Below are 16,921 nucleotides of genomic sequence, written 5' to 3'. Positions count from 1 at the left end.
AAACTAATAGTCAAGGGTAGCAAGGAGATCTTCCCATGACTCTGGAAAGAAAAATTGCCGCAGCCTTTAACATGAGCGAAGACGCTTGGGCGCGTCATGCTAACCCTTGGAGTGTATGGACGCGGGTGACTACTGCACTACCACTTTTCATCTTGGCAGTTTGGAGTCGCGTTTGGCTGGGTTGGTTGTCGCTGATTCCGGTTGCCATAGCAGTTGTTTGGATCTGGTTAAATCCACGCATCTTTCCCAAACCGCGCTCAACTAATAATTGGGCTTCAAAAGGAGTTTTTGGCGAACGAGTCTGGTTGAACCGCGATAAAATTCCCGTACCACAGCATCATCGTCACGTACCCAACATTCTCACTAGTGTTTCTGCCTTGGGTATGGTTTTTGCAATCTGGGGTTTGGTTGTTCTCCATATTTGGTCTACTCTATTGGGAACTGCCCTGATTTACCTCGGTAAACTATGGTTTGTCGATCGCATGGTTTGGCTGTACCAAGACATGAAAGATGCAAATCCAGAGTATCAGAGCTGGTTGTATTGAGCTGATGTAACGCGAATAATTGTTGTGAATTAATATAATTCGCGATCGCATCATAAAATTATGAATCCACTGGCTCGGAAGCAAGATCAAGTTTTTCTCTGTTTTCTAGCATTTTTACTTCTTCGCTAACCGATCGCGATCGCCCTTCATCCACCTGACTGATACGGAGATTAAGCAGGCTGGCAACCCAACGAGCTGTTAGTCCTTGACAAAAAACTGTCATCATAATCGTCAAAAATACCAAAGCTTTAATCGAATCGCCGCCATTGATGCCTTGCTTCGTCAGCGCCACCGCAAACAAAGAAGCTAAAGAAGCAGCCACAATTCCACGCGGAGCAATCCAACACAAAAATAACTGCTGTCGCCAGTTGAAACCTTGATTCCAAGTTGAGACCAATATATTTATCGGACGTACCACAAACATTAATACTAGAACAGTGAGGACGCTTCCCCAACCTAGAGCGAAAACACTGGCGATCGATAAATCTGCCGCTAGCAAGATAAATAAAACCGAATTAGCTAAAATACTCAACTGCTCGTTAAAATGACGCAGCAATGGCTCAGAGGGGAGGTAAGCAGCGCGTAAAACTATACCCATGACAACGACAACCACCAGACCCGATTCGCCGCGTATTACCTGTGCCAGACTAAACAAGCCCCAAACGCTAGCTAAAACCACCAAATTTTTCAACTCTTGCGACAGAAAGCTGTCCTGCCTGAGAATCAAGCTAAGCAACCAGCCTCCAACTGCACCAATTGCTCCACCTATGCCTAAACGGACGAGCAGACTCTCAATTGAGACGAACAACTCCACGTTTCCACTTAAAACTAAATGAAGTACGATCGCTGCTAAAATTGCACCAATCGGATCGATAAAAACGCCTTCCCCTTCCAAAAGCGTCGATACCTGTCGATCTACACCTACCTGTTTGAGCAGTGGTTGAATGACCGTCGGACCCGTGACAACTACCAACGAGGCATAAAGAAAAGCAATTGACCAAGGAAACTCGCTCAGCCAGCGAGCGGCGATCGCACCACCGATTAAGGTAATTAGCACCCCTATAGTCACGAGATTACGCAGGCTACTAGAAACTTCTTTTAACTCTCGTAGCTGTAGATTTAAACCACCCTCAAATAAAATTAGCGCCACTAACATCGAAACGAGTACTTCCAGACCATCACCCAATAGCGATGGATGTAAAAAACCAAAACCGTCCGATCCCAGAAGAATCCCAAATAAGAGTAGGAAGACAATGCTAGGAATTTGAAGATAGCTGGCTATTACTTGAGCAAAGATACCAGCAACAACAGTTTCACTCAGCAAAACAGTAGTTTTTAAAGATTCTTCCATAGAAATTTGTATTAGTTACAAACAATTAGTAGTGCGATCGCATATCGTAAAAATAATTTATAACCTATGAATTAACTGTATTTGACTTATCTACTTTATTGTTTGAACAGAGCTTTGACTTTTTAAATGCAAAGTTATATTATAGACAAATTTATGTCAGGACAGGTTTAAATACCAGTTTCGATCTTTTGAAAATCACGAAGTTTCAGTAAATACTTGCGCGCTGCTACGGCATTAGTTTTGATATTCGCACCTATCTAAAGACCGAAGTTTTTTTTAACAATAAATTGTTCGTTATTAAAAGAATTGGAAATTTTCTAATAGAGTAAAAAAACGAAAGTTTCTAAAAATTAGAGCGATTAATAAATTAATCGATCGCTATAGCATCTCTCTTTTTAAGGACGAGCGATTCCTTCGGGATTATAGCAGAAGACAGACGGCTCCAGGGCAGACGGCAGAAGGAAAAACCTTGCAAGGCAAAGGGTAAAAGCTGCATTAATGTCCTGACCTTTAGTTCGAGTGCTATGAGTAGTAACAAATCAAAGGAAACATTTGCATATGGATCTCGGTCTAAACATTAAAATTGCTGCCACTACTTAGACTGGTAACGCTGAGTATAAACTTGTGTAAATTCTGCTCCCAATAAGAGTATTTGAGCTGAAAAAAAGACCCAAATTAATACGATAACTAAAGAACTTGCTGCTCCATAGCTAGAGCCAATGGTGCTATTACTCAGATATTACCTCGGAAATTTATAGACTGCTACACTTATGCAAGCGGATGAAAGTTGTGATTTTTTCTATCTGAAGTAAGAGTCAAAATATGGCACTACTAGTTCAAGGGTTGGGTTTGTGCTTGATAGTAAGATTCATTTAAACCTTGACCGCGATTTGCTTGTTGGGAATCGATAATTTTTTCCAGTCTGGCAATGCGATCGCCTGTTGCTGGGTGAGTACTCAAAAATGTGGGAACCGATCGCTGGCTGCGTAATTTTTCGAGAAAGTTAATCATCGCCACTTGAGCGTAACCAGCTTTTCCTAAAGTCTGAACGCCTCTTGCGTCAGCTTGGAACTCATCTGAGCGACTGTTGGGACGGCGCAAAGCCAGTTCTACACCTAATTGCACCGCCGTACTTTCATCTAGTCCAGCAGCAGAAGCCAATCCACGCGCGATCGCAGTTTCTCGCATCTGTTCGATTAAATGACGTTCGGTAATGTGACCGATTTCGTGTGCCAATACACCCGCTAGTTGGGCTTCGTTATCTGCGGCTTTGAGCAAGCCTGTGGTGACGTAAACGTAACCGCCAGCAGTCGCAAAGGCATTGATACTGTCATCCTTGACAACTTGAAATGCATAGGGAATGTCAGGGCGAGTGCTGTTTTTTGCCAACCGCTGACCGATGCGATCGATATAATTGTTGACCCGCGCATTATTATAAAGTTGAAACTGTTCGCCAATTAGCTGTTGGTTAATCTGCTTGCCTAGTTGAACTTCCTCTTTATCGGAAACATTGTAAAGTTGATACACTTGAGCGCCGCGAAGCAGTAATTCCCACAAAGGAGCAGCTGGCGCGCTTTGAGGCGCAACAACAACTACGCCAATTGCGACTGAAGACGTAATTAACGGATAAAACCAAGGGCGATGGGAACGAGGAATGTTAGACATAATTCGATGAGTGCTTGAGCGATCGCACTCCAGCTTGAGAAACAAGATTAATTCCAGCTTGAACTAAAAAAGTGGAAAAGTTGGGGAGAACGCTAATCTTCCTGGGCTAGAGTTCTACATAAAAATCTATTTAAATAACATTCAAAATGCCAAAGAGCATCATGGCTAGACAAACGAGATAAACCCCACCCAGAGCTACCACTTCCCAAAGCTGAAAACTGTATTTCTCCGATACTAATGTCGCTCTTGGGATTCGAGTTCGGGCATTTTACGATGAAATAAATCACAGCCAAATCCCGCTCAAGTGGAGAAGTAGAATCGAAATCAAGCGAAACTTCACTTGTACTTATACCTTATTTTTTCCTGATTGAATTTATCGCTCGAACTAACTGTATGCTTTCAGATTTTTTGTTACGTATCGTGTCACAGAAAGGTGTTGCCTGAGCCTATCCCTCTCTTTTGGTAGACTCAAGCTAAACCTATGGACTGATGTAGATTTTGGCTCTAGCAAAGAGACTAGTAATAACGCGATCGGCTGCTAGTCCAGCAAAAAAAGGCTGCTGCCTAGTCTGAGCAGTTTGCAAACCTAAAGCCTAGACTGGTCAAAGAAGGATAGTCTTGACCAAGAGACTGCAAGCAAAGGCAAATTGTGAGTAGCGATATTTAAACTTTAACTACTCAGATTGACAAAATTTTTAAGAATGCAAAACTTGCAGAGCCTTATCTATTTGTAGCAGAAGAATATGCTAAGGCTGTTGTTTGAAGGTCTTAGGTTTATCCTAGTGTGGCGATCGCGTAGATGTATTTATTTGAGTATTAGGAGGAAAAATGGCAACTCAACAATACAAACGTGCAGTTGGGGTATTTCGCAGCCGTAGAGAAGCTGAAAACGCACTGAACGCATTAAGAGATTCAGGTTTTTCGACAGATCGAATATCCGTGTTGGCTAAAGATGCAAACCGCAACGAAGAGATTGCAGGTATTGACGTACAAGACCGCAACCAAATGAAAGATCGCGGTGATAATGAAGCTCCAGAAGGTGCTGGTATTGGTGCTGTAGCTGGTACTGCTCTAGGTGGCGTTGGTGGTTTATTAGTAGGTTTGGAAGCTTTAATCATTCCAGGCGTAGGTCCATTTCTGGCAGCTGGTACTGTAGCGACTACCTTAGCTGGTGCTGGCATTGGTGCAGCAGCAGGTGCGATTGTTGGTGCGCTGACCGGATTGGGAATTCCCGAAGAGGACGCTAAAGCTTACGACAAGCGAGTGTCTCAAGGTGATTACTTAGTGATGATCGAAGGTACGCCCTCAGAGATCGATCGCGCTGGTTCGCTGTTAAGAGATCGCGGTGTCGAAGAGTGGAACGTATACAATATGTCTGACGGCGATCGCGCTAATGTTAGTACATCTGCTGCACCGATGAATCGGCAAACAGCAACGTATAGAGAAGAGACTGTGAGCGATCGCTCCTCCATAGACATAGATAGAGATGCTCAGCCCGAAGTCGAGATTGTGGATAAGCGAGAAGAAATTCGCTAGCTTTGTGCTATGAACCCAAGCAATTCGCGTGTGGTTTTTCAACTACCATCTCCTGTCATCTAGCTGACCCCACTTATAATTACTAACTCACCCCATGCGCGACTTTTTTCTTAGCCCCCTTGTTAACTCAGTTGGGGGATCGAAAACTATGCCGATCGCGAAAAGATCCCCCCTAGCCCACGCCACTTTGCTCAAGTCGGGAAACCCGCCCACGCAAGTGGCTCCCCTTTCTCAAGGGGGGAACAAGAGAAAGTCGCACATCGCATAACTCGTAATTATTGCTTTTTAATTACGAATTACGAATTACGAATTACGAATTCATTGAATTATGCTCTTGCTGTGGCAATACCTGAAATTTTTCGATATTCTTCTACTGCATTGCGGCAAGCTTTAGCACAGTTCTGGCAGTGTGGATTATCGTGCTGTTCGCATTCGCGCTTCACAGGCTTCGCAGATATCGATGCAGGCACGGACGACATTCGGAATGAAGCGAGAACTGCGACTCATAAAACCCGCGCTCGTCCAACAGATTTGAGCGCAGTCGCGGCACAGACGAGCGCATTCTGGCATAGAACCCAGATACTCATCGGCACAGTGTTCGCAGTTCCTCGCGCAGTGAATCGCAGCATCAATACTGGTTTGATATTGTTGATGAGGCAGAAAATCCTCCCGTTCAAATGCTTACTTTGTCAGTCTATAAATTGAAAAAAAATTTATATCTCTGTCTCGTGAGGTAATCACAATTTCTCGCAAATGAAAGACAACCATTTCATCTGAATTTCATTCTTCTATGCTGCGATCGCTATTTGCCTAATTTGCTACACTCTAACTTTGTTTCTTGTTTTCTGAGTGTATAAAAATCTAAATACATAAACAACGTAGAGATACACCCTTGTATCATCTACGCTGTTTCGATCTACGCTGTTTCGATCGGTCGATTTAGTAACAGCCGTCTGTCTCAAGTTAATTTATTTAGCTGCTCTGGGAATTGCTGACGGGTACACAGATTGAACGACAAGTACGGGCTTTTGGCTATATTCTGCTTCTAGCTGCCTGACAAAACCCTCGTCCCAATTGAAATCGTATTCTCTTTCGAGGTCAGCGACGACCAAGGGACGCAGTACACCTGTTACAGCAACCGTCTGATCTTCTTTAACTGCTGTGTTTGCTGTATTGCCTGTTTTAGGATTTGCCACTAATACTAGTAAGTCGGTAGCACCAAACAGTTGGTCTTCGTCCAGAGTAAAAGTAGTTGGACTGAGTATTTCCTCAACTTCACCCGTTACAGCTAGCGTTCTGCCGTAGTACTGTTTTGGATTTGAAGTAATTTCCCCTGGTTCGGGTGCAGGAGCGATCGACTGAGCAATAATTGCTGGTTTGCCCTCGTAGTCTACGTATAAGTTCGGCTCCAAGTCCAGAAAATCGTAGTCTCGATTGACATCAGCCACGACAAATTGACGTACTTCACCTGTGACTTGAACTTCTGTATTGTCAGTAGGTAGAGCTAAGGGCTGTCCTGAAGCATTAACAACTAGAATTGTTTCGTTGCCAAAAAATTCCTCGTCGCTAATTGTGAAGGTGTTGTTACCAACTTTTCTCACGGGTTCGCTTCTTACTGTTACAGTCTTACCGATGAGTTGCTTTGTGTTGTCGGTCACTTCCTCTGTAGTGACGTTTCCAGTTGGAGATGTAGGAGCATTTGTTGTTGCAGTCTCTCCTGTGGGAGCTGCTGGTCTATTTGTCTCTAATTGATTCGTGCAAGCGGGAAGAACGATCGCGGCTAGTGCTAAGGCGATCGCGCTTTTAGTATTCCAGATCTTATTTAACATTGAGAAAATCTCCTTACTCCTCTTAGTTAAGTCAAAAGTTAAAAGTCATAAGTCAAAATGTTTAGATACAGTTTTGACTGGTGCTAGATAATTTTGGGTACGAATTATCTAGTCTTTGTGGAAGCGAATTAGTTCAAGAAAACTTGACCATCTTTTTGAATTCTCAGAACACCCTGGTTGCGATCGCGAGGGTTCGCATCTTCATCCAACGCTACCTCTAAGACTTCATCCTGAGATGCAGACATGGGCATAACTTGCACGAAACCATCATCCTGACGTGTAAAAGTCACGGTTACAGGCACGGGTAATCGTAAAACAGTTTCTTCTCCACCTTGCAGAACTCGGCGTTGTGTATGCCCAACTGCTTCATAGGTGACGATCGCGTTTGTATTGTTCTTCACTCTCACCTCTACATTGCCGTCCATCGACATGATTTTAGCAACTGCCTGGGAGCGGTTTTCTGGTAGAGGCGGTGTTACAGGCGGGTTCGTTCGATCGCGCATTCTGGGGGTGTAGTAAGGATCTGCTGACCTAGCACTAGGACGGGTAACTTCAGGCGTACCTTGTCCTTGCACGATTCTAGTTGCAGCATTAGGCGGACAGCCTTCGGGAGCCAGACGCATACTATTGAAAGGTTCTTCGTAGTAGATTTTCGGACAAGGATTGAGTACTTGAGATCCCTGTGCCGATGCCACTAGAGGAATTGCTGGTATACCAATTAGTAAGCCACCAAAGACTGTTCCTACTATTTTTTTTGGTTGAATTCTATTTTTTTTAAGCATCTGTAACTCCGATTTTAAGTTTTTTGGGTTTTTTGATTTTATTTATTGGCAATCTGCATTAGCTAAAAGAAGCGATCGCCTTTGCTACTTTTTAACAAAACAACTCATGATGGCTCATTTAAAGTTGCTGTAGTATTGAGTACCATTGGATCGATTGGTGCGATCGGTGCGGGTTGAATTGAAGTTTTGTTATGTGCAGGGCGATAAGCATTGCTGACGCGAACCTCATAGTCGCGATCGAGCTTCAAATCGTCGTTGAATTGGGGTAAATTCTCGGCTTGCTCTTTTGTTAATCCTTCAACATCTACTCTGCTTTCTATCGCACTAACTCGCGCTCTTTCTATTGGGAGTAAAACTTCTTTGCCAAAAATCCAAAAGCCAAGATCGACAATCAGATACCGAAATTTTCCCGTGTCTTCATCAACTAAAATATCTTTGACCGTGCCAACTTTTTCGTCTTCATTTGCATATACAGTAAATCCAATAACAGCACAATCTCTCATTCTGTTTATCATCTGTGGATAGATATCTTTCAGTTTTAGTAAAGCCATTTTTTCAACTAACGTTGCCGTTTGGGCGATCGAATAGACTGCGCGTATGCATAACTACCAGCCTCATTCAAGTGGGAGAGCCTGCCAGAGAAACGATCGTTTGCAATTAGAGTTGATTGTCCTAGGAAGTCAAGAGAAAAAGTTGAGCGCCCAACTGGGGGGTGTAAGTTCAATTGTTTGAACTGGTGTAGAATTCAACCTTTTTGATTGAACCTATTTTTAGGTTAGATTCAAAAAGTGGAAAACTGGTGGAGAAATCAGGTTTCTCCGCCAGTTACTACTTTAGATAGACTTTAACTAAACCAATTGGAGTAATTGACAAGAGGGAGTAGGGATAGGGGAGCAGGGAGCAGAGTTGTACAAAAAATGCGCGTTGTGGGTTACAAGCGCATCTTAAAAAAACAATTATGTTGAGATGCGTTGCACGAAACAGTTGGAAATCAATATTTCAATTCTATACTTAAAAAGTATGGGTTCCCCCTACTCCCTACTCCCTGCTCCCTTTGACTTTTAACTTTTGACTTGCTTAGTCTATCCATTCGAGTAGTCCTAAAGATGAAAGACTACCAACTAAGTGAGTCCCGATGAGATTGACATTCGCTAAGATGACAAGAATATCGAGCGAACGAATGACATTTCCCTGCTGGTACACAGCTACACCTTGGGGTACAGCTAAAGCTTGTGAGAGTATTGAGATGGCGCTGACTTCCGATGCGATAAATGCTAACAACATGCCAATGAAGCTCGCAATCAAGCCAATTTTCAAAACTTGAATTACCTCTTCTTTTCTCGGATGCAATTCGCGCTCTGGTGACTGCAAGCGTCTAGCTAAAACACGACCTCGAAATGCCCAAAATATTCTAAAGACTGCGAGTAATACGCCAACGACGGCTAGAAAGATACTTAAACCAATAGCTGCATTCTCTGTTGCTACGCTGAGGCTGCGACTAAAGACTGCAAATGTTAAAGCAATACCGGAAGTACTAGCTAAAGCCAACTGTATCCAGAAGCTAAAGCGGCTAACAACGCGGAAAGTTGCTGCAAATCTTTGTTTCGTTGGGGTTGGCAGCGAAGTTTGGAGCAGTTCAGACATGATTTTCTCCTATTAGGTGATGCCAAATTAATTTAGAAAAATCTTCAACACAAAATAATTGCCTAGAAGTAGAGTTGTCTATTTACAATCAAAGAGCTTCTATCTGGAGGGAGATGGTAACTGTTCTGGTTTCAAAGTTAGCTGTTGAGTCGAGCCATTACGGTTGACTGTAATCTGTAGCGATTTGCCTAAATTTGTTGCTTCTACAGCATCTTGTACAGAGTCAGCAGTTTGAACTTCAGTTGAGTTAATTTGAGTAATAATGTCACCAGGACGCAAACCAGCACGAGCTGCGGGAGAGTTGGGAGCAACTTGTACAATTAAAACTCCCCGATCGCGCTCGACTTTAAAACCAAGATTACTTTGGTTAATTTCCTGTTGAATTTCCGGCGTTAACTCAATCAGTCGCACGCCAATATATGGATGTTCGACTCGACCAGTTGTAATTAACTGCTCGGCAATTCTTTGTGCCGTATTAATCGGAATGGCAAAACCTAAACCTTGCGCTCCGCCAATAATAGCAGTATTCACGCCTACAACTTCGCCTTGAGCATTGAGCAAAGGTCCGCCAGAATTACCAGGATTAATTGCCGTATCAGTTTGCAAAAAGTCAAGTCGTTTGTCGTTGACACCAATATCTGAACCACTGCGTCCTGTGGCGCTGATAATTCCTTGAGTTACGGTGTTATCTAGACCTAAAGGATTACCAATGGCGATCGCCCATTGTCCAACAGTAATATTATCGGAATTAGCCAGCTCAACTGTAGGTAAATTTGTCCCCTCAATATCAACAACTGCTACGTCTGTAACTGGGTCTGCACCCACAACTTTTCCAGCAAAGCGGCGACCATCTCTTAGCACGACTGATACTTTATCTGCACCTTCTACCACATGGGCATTAGTTAGAATGCGACCATCTTGGCTAATAATAAATCCCGAACCGATACCGCGTTGAACTTTCTCTTGAGGCGGAAAGAAGTTTTCCCCAAAAAATCGCTCAATCAAAGGATTGCTATATACTGCTGTGGGTACTTCTACTGTACGGGTAGCATCGATTCGTACAACTGCGGGTCCTACATCTTTGACAACTTCAGCAACAAAGTTAGGATTGTTTTGTAAATTAGCTGTCGGTTGGGTAGGTGAAGGTTGGACTTGGACTTCTCTATTTCCTAAAGATTCGCATCCCGCAGAACTACCAATTATAAGTATGCCTAAATATAAAATTGGTTGTTTGAAAATTTGTTTACTTGTCTCCCCACGCCGTTTTTTCAATTCCATGACCGTAAGCCTATTAATTCTGACTAGCTTTAACTCGCTCTGAATTGGAAGATAGAGCTAACTTCAACTTAGATGGCAATGGTGGAAAACTCGTGGAGAAATGCGATCGCTTCTGCCCGATCGTATTTGCAATTTTCTTGCCTCTTCAACAGAATCGAGGAAGCAAGAACTAAACATTAACTAGGCTGCGACTCCTGGCACTAACTTCACCTTCAGCGTTCTGGCTTTGGCTAACGCTTGAGACGGAGCATTACATCGATCCAACAGCTCTCTTAGCGAATTAATTTGAAGCCAGTACCGAGCTTGTCACTACTAAAGCACGAGCGATCGTTTCGGCAGCAGATCGGAAAATATCTCAGCCGATACTAAATTTTCCGATGATGTTTCTAGCCAAAAACTGAGTTTTTATAGACTGCATCACACTTGCGATCGGTCACTATACTAGCGATGCAGCTCTCCTTTTCTTCTCATCCTCTAGAAGGATATGAAACTGATTTAATATGTAAATTATATTACGATAAATGACGATCGTTCTCGTGATATTAAACATGTAAGTGTGATGTCGATCGAATTCAAAATCTCAACAAACAACAAATAATATATTTCTAATTTTTTAGATTGCTATTGCTATTTATAGATTTGGTTAGGTTCGCACTCAATGTTTTTATTTTAAGTCAAAGCCGCCTCCACTTGTTCGGCAAGCTTTAGAGGATTAAACGGTTTGTTGAGTACACCTCTAACACCTAATTGAGTAAATTTCTGCTCGACAAAGCGCCCTCTAGCCGTTAGTAAAATAACAGGAATGTTGCTAGTTATTGTATTAGATTGCAGTTTTTTTAAAGTAGATAAGCCATCTTCATCTGGCATCATGACATCCAAGAGAATTGCATCTGGTTGGTTATCTTGAGCTAAGTTTAAGCCTTCCCGACCTGAATGAGCGGTTATTACCTGCCATCCCCCCATAATTTCTAAGCAGGTTTGAACTAATTTTAGAATATCGTCTTCGTCATCAATAACTAAAATTCGTTTGCTTGTCACTATTTTCTTCTCCTTCTCAATTTCAAGCATCCTGCGACTTGATTAAGCGTTGCGTTAATGTTGTTGCTGGCTATTTTTGCCTGAAAAAGTTTTGATTTATTGAAATAGAATAATACAAAAATTGAAATATCGATTTATTATGTCATGTCTCGGACTCCGACTCTCGACATAACTATCATTATTGAAGTTAAGCTTCAAACCCTTTTAGCGCATTTCTTCTTCCCTACTCCCTACTCCCTATAATATTAAGGACCAAAAGTGGAAAAGTGGTGGAGAGTTAAAACGTTTGAACAGAATGGTTGTATGAGCTTTAGCGATCGCCCATTGATTTAAACAACACTCCGACTAAACTCAGTACGGTAGCGATCGCTATCCATAACCACGGGTTAAACGAGATCCCAAATCCTTTCGCACTATTCTCCCAATTCAAAAACTGTAACGAATCCGTGCCAACCATAAATGAAGGCACGTTCAAAAGATCGAATAAGATAGGCAAGAGAAAACTTACGAAAACGATTAATCCAAGCACTAAAACGGTCAAATCTAGCCATTTTCGGAATGTAGATTTAAACTTGTCGCGTTGTCGAAAAGGCAAGGAACGTGTATCGACATCAGCAGGCGCATAAATTGCTACTCCTGTCTTACGGTCTTCCACTGTAACCGATCGCGGACAGCGCAGCAGTAGCGTTGCAATCCAAATATCGCCACTCGCGCCAGCAGTATTGAGAATGGCTATCCAGCCTAACCAAGGTGCTTGAGGTAAAACGGCTAGTAGAAGTATAGCCGCTGCGTTAACGATAAATAAAGGAGTTAGCGAAATCACTAAAAAAGCGTTGCGGGAAAAACGCCTTCTCGGTGCAGTCGTGTAAGCGTAGGGAAGAAAATATTCGATTCCTACTCCAGATCGCGGTTTACCGCCAAAGGCAATGAAAGCCAAACCGTGTATAAGTTCGTGGAGAATAAACGTACCGAGAGGAATTGCTACAAAATAAACTAAAAACAACATAATTTGCCATGCTTGTTCAGAATAGACTGCGGCATCAAAAATCCACGATCGCTTGTATCCGTGAATAACTTGGTAAAAGGTACTGATAGCTGCTGCCGTGACGACAAACAAGATGATACTCAAACTACTCCAACGCAAGGCTAGTGCTGGAGTGAGGCGGAAAATATGAATTGGGCGATCGCCTGAAAACATCTGCCACTAGATAGAGGTTGAATTTGCCTCATCTGGCACGACAGAAGTACAGGCAGTGCGAACCAGTCAGATGCACCAACACAAAAGCAATTATTCAAAGGATAGCGATCGCCACCTTGATGAATGTTGCTGGGTTGTTGATTTAGAGTCATACAGACAGTAAGTGCTGCTGACTCTAAAGTTAGTGCCTGCAATGAGCAGGAGTGTGTGTGAGATATACTACCTATACAACTGTCGAACTTCAGAAAAGGCGTAGGTCTTACGAACCTTACGATTCCTAAGCTAAAGCGCAAAAGTGGAAAAGTCGGGCAGATAAAGATGAAAAAGAAATTACCTGTCATGAATCAACCTGTTGCGCCAACATAGAAAAGCTAGCCCAAACCGCAGAATATGCTCAGTTCGATCCGTCACCTTAAGGGCTACGGTGTTGCTGTTGTTGCCGTCGCCATTGCTTTTCTCTTAACACAACTAGTATGGGGGTTGATCCAACCTCACCTTTATCCGCTATTCCTAGCTGCGGTAATGGTAAGTTCTTGGTATGGTGGTATTGGACCAGGATTGCTGGCGACTGTTTTAGCTGCCGTACTATGCAACCACTTCTTTGTCCCCCCACTTTATTCGTCGTTACCTGGTCGAGATGGAATTGTTGGGCTGATTCAATTTGGACTAGTAGCAGGATTCATTAGCTTTCTCAACTCCAGGCTGCGCTCGACTCAGCACCGAGCCGAACGTAATGCGCGAGAAGCAGAACAAAATTATGAGTTTTTACGCCAAAGTCAAGAAAATCTCCGCCGCAGTGAAGAACGCTACCGCATATTAGTAGAAGGAGTCACCGAATATGCCATTTTCATGCTAGACCCAAACGGAATCTTTGCAAGTTGGAATGTCGGTTCGGAGCGGATGCTAGGCTACTCTGAGGCAGAAATTATCGGTCAACCTTTTGCACGGATTTTTACATCAGAAGCAATACAGCAAGGCTTACCCGCACAAGTGCTGCAAATGGCGATCGCTGAAGGCTTTTCGAGAGAGAATCGCTGGCACATTCGCAAGGATGGGACGTACATTTGGACTCATTGCATCATCACCGTCTTGCGAAATGAAAATGGAAATCTGCGGGGTTTTGCCAAAATCATGCAAGATATTACTCAGCGCAAGCTAGCTGAAGAAGAACGAGAGGAATTGCTAGTACGCGAACAAGCTGCCCGCGCTGAGGCAGAAGCAGCCAATCGCGCCAAGGATGATTTTTTAGCTGTGGTTTCCCACGAGTTACGTACCCCGATGACAGCGATCGTGGGTTGGGCTGGGATGTTGCGGTCGGGTATGCTAGATGATAATCGAGCGGCTCTAGCAGTGGAAACAATCGAGCGCAATGCTAACTTGCAAATGCAACTGATTGAAGACCTGCTCGATATTTCCCGCATTGTCAGAGGAGATATTTCACTCAATGTTGCTAGAGTCGATCTCGCTAGAGTCATCACCGCAGCAATTGAAGTCGTACAGCCAGCCGCAAATGAGAAAGCGATCGTTCTGGAGTTTGTGCGGGAGTCGGCGAAGAGAGCTGAGGGAGCTGAGGAGGCTGAGGAAGCTGAGGGAGAGACTAGTCACTCACCACTCACCACTCACCACTCACCACTTATCTGGGGTGACTCAGAACGCTTGCAACAAGTGGTGTGGAATCTACTTTCCAATGCAATTAAATTTACTCCTGAAGGCGGAAGAGTTGAGGTGCGGCTAGAAAAAGTCAAAAGTCAAAAGTTAAATGTCAAAAATATTGCCCAAGACCAACTACCAACTACCAACTACCAATTACCAATTACCAACTTTGCTCAAATCCAAGTCATCGACACAGGTGTAGGGATCGATCGCGACTTTCTACCATATGTTTTCGATCGCTTTCGTCAGGCAGATAGTACTAGTGCGAGATCGAATAAAGGCTTGGGCTTGGGTTTGGCGATCGCCCGCCACCTAGTAGAACTCCACAATGGCACAATTCGAGTCGATAGTTCAGGCAGAGGACAAGGGACTACATTTACAATCGAACTCCCCGTTTCAGAAAGAGTATCTAGAGCAGGGGAAACAGGAGAAGAAAATCCTTCAGCCCCTAGCCTCCAACCCCCAGCCCCTTCCCTACGTGGCTTGCGAGTATTGGTTGTGGATGATGAAGCTGATGCGCGACAGTGGATTATAGTCGTACTGGAAGAGTCAGGCGCAGAAGTCATTGCTGTTGCTTCAGTGGGCAAGGCACTAGAGGTAATAGAACAACACAGACCAGACGTACTCATCAGCGATATTGGAATGCCAGGGGAAGATGGCTACACACTGATCCGGAAAATTAGAGAATTGGAACCCCAAATGGGCGGAACTATTCCCGCCGTAGCTTTGACGGGATATGCCAGGCAAGAAGATTACACCAAGGCTCTAGCAGAAGGTTTTCAGCTCCACGTCGCTAAACCAATTAGGGCGGCTGAGTTAGTGGCTGTGGTTACGAGCTTGGCTAAAATGGCTGGAAAACTCTGAGCTAGAGTGTTTCTATGCTTTATCTGCGTTTTTGAGTGTTATCGCATACATCTATAAATGAGCTGGCGTTACTTTTGATAGATGTTTGATGCAGCTAAAAAAGTCTTTATTGGAGTTAGAGAGTCTACTTTTATCACGAACAATTTATCTAGAGGTAGGCGATCGCCAATGAAAATTCTGGTGGTTGAGGACGATAATTCCATAGCTCAAGCTGTTGCAGCAACGCTATCACAACAGCAGCGTTGTCTTGTCGATATTGCTGCTGACGGTCAAGAGGGTTGGGAACTAGCAACAGCATTCAGTTACGATTTAATTTTGCTTGATGTGATGTTGCCCAAATTAGATGGTATGAGTTTATGTCGGCAACTGAGGCAAAAAGGCGATCGCATACCGATTTTAATGCTGACAGCAAAAGATACCAGCTCTGATAAAGTTGTGGGATTAGATGCTGGTGCGGATGATTACGTCGTCAAACCGTTTGATTTTCCCGAATTAATTGCTCGCGTTCGCGCTTTATTGCGTCGAGGTAGTACCGCTTTACCACCAGTATTAGAATGGGGCGATCTGCGGCTCGATCCAAGTAGTTGCGAGGCGACATACGGGCAGCAAATTTTACATTTAACCCCTAGAGAATACGCGCTGTTAGAGTTGTTTCTCCGCAGCCCTCGGCGCACGTTTAGCCGCAGCGCGATCGTCGATCGCCTGTGGAATTTAGAAGACCCACCGCAAGAAAATACAATCAAGTCTTACATCAAAAGCTTGCGCCACAAACTTAAAACCGCAGGTGCGCCCAGCGATTTGATTGAAACAGTTTACGGTCTGGGATATCGCCTCAAACCTCTAGAGTCGGAAACATCTCATCCAGAATCAACTGCGTCGGATTTGGATGAGATGCAACAAGAAATTCTATCGGTAGTCGTTAAGTTTAGGGAAGTTTTTACAGCAGGAATTGGCGATCGCCTTGCAGTGTTAGAACAAGCGGTGGAAGCTTTATGTCGCGGTACGCTCGACAATGGAATACAAAAACAGGCTGTGCGAGAAGCTCACAAACTTGCAGGTGCTTTAGGTAGTTTTGGTTTTGCTCAAGCTTCGCAATTAGCTCAAGAGATCGAGTCTTTATTAGAAGATAAAAACGGCGATCTCTTTACTTATTGTCTGCGTCTGTGTCAACTCTTAGAAGAGTTAAAGGAGCAAATAAAGCAAGCTCCCGATAAAGCAAACTTGGATCGATTATTTCTTAACTAACGCATCTCTTCTTCACTCACAAAACTTTTCATTGCTATAGCAATCCTAGATAAATTGTGAAATCGATTGCCCATGTAGAGACGTTACATGTAATGTCTCTACATGGAAACGTTCACTGCGATCGCCTAGAAGTTAATTGCAAATAAATACGATTCGGTGTGAGATATTCATTTAATTTTATAAATCGATATCTAAAGCGAGACAAACCTAACGCTATATAGATAACAGTATATAACTTTTGATACTTGTTTTTGTTTCAAGCTCGATAAAGTTTGTGCCGCTCGGTAAGTTAC

General features: G+C 43.4%; 13 protein-coding genes and 3 pseudogenes. 4 read left to right on the top strand and 12 right to left on the bottom strand.

Annotated elements, in window-relative coordinates; all coding sequences use genetic code 11:
• Window positions 1-35 precede the first annotated feature (35 nt).
• Window positions 36-545, top strand: coding sequence for a DUF6653 family protein (locus CHRO_RS18795; RefSeq protein WP_015155811.1), 510 nt, complete (start codon window positions 36-38; stop codon window positions 543-545).
• Between the two features lie 166 nt (window positions 546-711).
• Here the strand turns inward: CHRO_RS18795 and CHRO_RS18790 are convergent.
• The 3 genes and pseudogenes from CHRO_RS18790 to CHRO_RS18785 form a co-directional block, all read right to left on the bottom strand.
• Window positions 712-1,896 (bottom strand): annotated as a pseudogene (locus tag CHRO_RS18790) (cation:proton antiporter); the annotation flags it as partial.
• Between the two features lie 592 nt (window positions 1,897-2,488).
• Window positions 2,489-2,635 (bottom strand): annotated as a pseudogene (locus CHRO_RS33875) (YhjD/YihY/BrkB family envelope integrity protein); the annotation flags it as partial.
• A 92-nt stretch (window positions 2,636-2,727) separates the two neighbouring features.
• Window positions 2,728-3,561 (bottom strand): M48 family metallopeptidase, encoded by an 834-nt coding sequence (locus CHRO_RS18785; protein ID WP_015155809.1) that lies wholly within the window; start codon window positions 3,559-3,561, stop codon window positions 2,728-2,730.
• Window positions 3,562-4,389: 828 nt separating this feature from the next.
• On the opposite strand from CHRO_RS18785, the gene CHRO_RS18780 reads away from it, so the two are divergent.
• On the top strand, window positions 4,390-5,097 hold the full coding sequence (locus CHRO_RS18780) for a general stress protein (RefSeq protein WP_015155808.1): 708 nt from the start codon (window positions 4,390-4,392) through the stop codon (window positions 5,095-5,097).
• 326 nt (window positions 5,098-5,423) lie between these two features.
• Here the strand turns inward: CHRO_RS18780 and CHRO_RS34850 are convergent.
• From CHRO_RS34850 to CHRO_RS32560, 9 genes and pseudogenes are all read right to left on the bottom strand, one after another.
• Window positions 5,424-5,757: pseudogene (locus tag CHRO_RS34850) on the bottom strand (four-helix bundle copper-binding protein).
• A 308-nt stretch (window positions 5,758-6,065) separates the two neighbouring features.
• A complete protein-coding gene (locus CHRO_RS18770; protein ID WP_015155807.1) occupies window positions 6,066-6,926 on the bottom strand; it encodes a hypothetical protein in 861 nt (286 codons plus the stop codon).
• 128 nt (window positions 6,927-7,054) lie between these two features.
• Window positions 7,055-7,708: a hypothetical protein gene (locus tag CHRO_RS18765; RefSeq protein WP_015155806.1), complete on the bottom strand. Its 654-nt coding sequence runs from the start codon at window positions 7,706-7,708 to the stop codon at window positions 7,055-7,057.
• Window positions 7,709-7,812: 104 nt separating this feature from the next.
• Entirely contained in the window at window positions 7,813-8,211 is a 399-nt protein-coding gene (locus tag CHRO_RS18760) for a PRC-barrel domain-containing protein (RefSeq protein ID WP_051033269.1), read from the bottom strand.
• Between the two features lie 574 nt (window positions 8,212-8,785).
• A complete protein-coding gene (locus CHRO_RS18755) occupies window positions 8,786-9,352 on the bottom strand; it encodes a DUF3611 family protein (RefSeq protein ID WP_015155804.1) in 567 nt (188 codons plus the stop codon).
• 99 nt (window positions 9,353-9,451) lie between these two features.
• Entirely contained in the window at window positions 9,452-10,630 is a 1,179-nt protein-coding gene (locus CHRO_RS18750; RefSeq protein ID WP_015155803.1) for an HhoA/HhoB/HtrA family serine endopeptidase, read from the bottom strand.
• A 669-nt stretch (window positions 10,631-11,299) separates the two neighbouring features.
• Window positions 11,300-11,668 carry a response regulator gene (locus tag CHRO_RS18745; protein WP_015155802.1) on the bottom strand — a complete coding sequence of 123 codons (369 nt, stop codon included), beginning with the start codon at window positions 11,666-11,668 and terminating at the stop codon, window positions 11,300-11,302.
• Between the two features lie 310 nt (window positions 11,669-11,978).
• The gene (locus tag CHRO_RS18740; RefSeq protein WP_015155801.1) at window positions 11,979-12,866 is read right to left on the bottom strand and encodes a DUF3267 domain-containing protein; all 888 of its coding nucleotides are present in this window, start codon (window positions 12,864-12,866) and stop codon (window positions 11,979-11,981) included.
• Entirely contained in the window at window positions 12,815-13,018 is a 204-nt protein-coding gene (locus CHRO_RS32560) for a hypothetical protein (RefSeq protein WP_181824198.1), read from the bottom strand. Before CHRO_RS32560 ends, CHRO_RS18740 begins: the two co-directional genes overlap by 52 nt.
• Before the next feature lie 238 nt (window positions 13,019-13,256).
• Here CHRO_RS32560 and CHRO_RS18735 point away from each other — a divergent pair, with 238 nt between their 5' ends.
• Window positions 13,257-15,383 (top strand): hybrid sensor histidine kinase/response regulator, encoded by a 2,127-nt coding sequence (locus CHRO_RS18735; protein ID WP_015155800.1) that lies wholly within the window; start codon window positions 13,257-13,259, stop codon window positions 15,381-15,383.
• An 81-nt stretch (window positions 15,384-15,464) separates the two neighbouring features.
• Window positions 15,465-16,628 (top strand): response regulator, encoded by a 1,164-nt coding sequence (locus tag CHRO_RS18730; RefSeq protein ID WP_015155799.1) that lies wholly within the window; start codon window positions 15,465-15,467, stop codon window positions 16,626-16,628.
• Window positions 16,629-16,921 lie beyond the last annotated feature (293 nt).

This window comes from Chroococcidiopsis thermalis PCC 7203 (assembly GCF_000317125.1).
Taxonomy (GTDB): Bacteria; Cyanobacteriota; Cyanobacteriia; order Cyanobacteriales; family Chroococcidiopsidaceae; genus Chroococcidiopsis; species Chroococcidiopsis thermalis.
This window is presented reverse-complemented; position numbering and strand designations above follow the sequence as displayed.

Bases quoted from the DNA above. Each gene is read 5' to 3' on its own strand.
- CHRO_RS18795 (WP_015155811.1), top strand. From the start codon at position 36: ATGACTCTGGAAAGAAAAATTGCCGCAGCCTTTAACATGAGCGAAGAC.
- CHRO_RS18785 (WP_015155809.1), bottom strand. From the start codon at position 3,561: ATGTCTAACATTCCTCGTTCCCATCGCCCTTGGTTTTATCCGTTAATT.
- CHRO_RS18780 (WP_015155808.1), top strand. From the start codon at position 4,390: ATGGCAACTCAACAATACAAACGTGCAGTTGGGGTATTTCGCAGCCGT.
- CHRO_RS18770 (WP_015155807.1), bottom strand. From the start codon at position 6,926: ATGTTAAATAAGATCTGGAATACTAAAAGCGCGATCGCCTTAGCACTA.
- CHRO_RS18765 (WP_015155806.1), bottom strand. From the start codon at position 7,708: ATGCTTAAAAAAAATAGAATTCAACCAAAAAAAATAGTAGGAACAGTC.
- CHRO_RS18760 (WP_051033269.1), bottom strand. From the start codon at position 8,211: ATGAGAGATTGTGCTGTTATTGGATTTACTGTATATGCAAATGAAGAC.
- CHRO_RS18755 (WP_015155804.1), bottom strand. From the start codon at position 9,352: ATGTCTGAACTGCTCCAAACTTCGCTGCCAACCCCAACGAAACAAAGA.
- CHRO_RS18750 (WP_015155803.1), bottom strand. From the start codon at position 10,630: ATGGAATTGAAAAAACGGCGTGGGGAGACAAGTAAACAAATTTTCAAA.
- CHRO_RS18740 (WP_015155801.1), bottom strand. From the start codon at position 12,866: ATGTTTTCAGGCGATCGCCCAATTCATATTTTCCGCCTCACTCCAGCA.
- CHRO_RS32560 (WP_181824198.1), bottom strand. From the start codon at position 13,018: ATGACTCTAAATCAACAACCCAGCAACATTCATCAAGGTGGCGATCGC.
- CHRO_RS18735 (WP_015155800.1), top strand. From the start codon at position 13,257: ATGCTCAGTTCGATCCGTCACCTTAAGGGCTACGGTGTTGCTGTTGTT.
- CHRO_RS18730 (WP_015155799.1), top strand. From the start codon at position 15,465: ATGTTTGATGCAGCTAAAAAAGTCTTTATTGGAGTTAGAGAGTCTACT.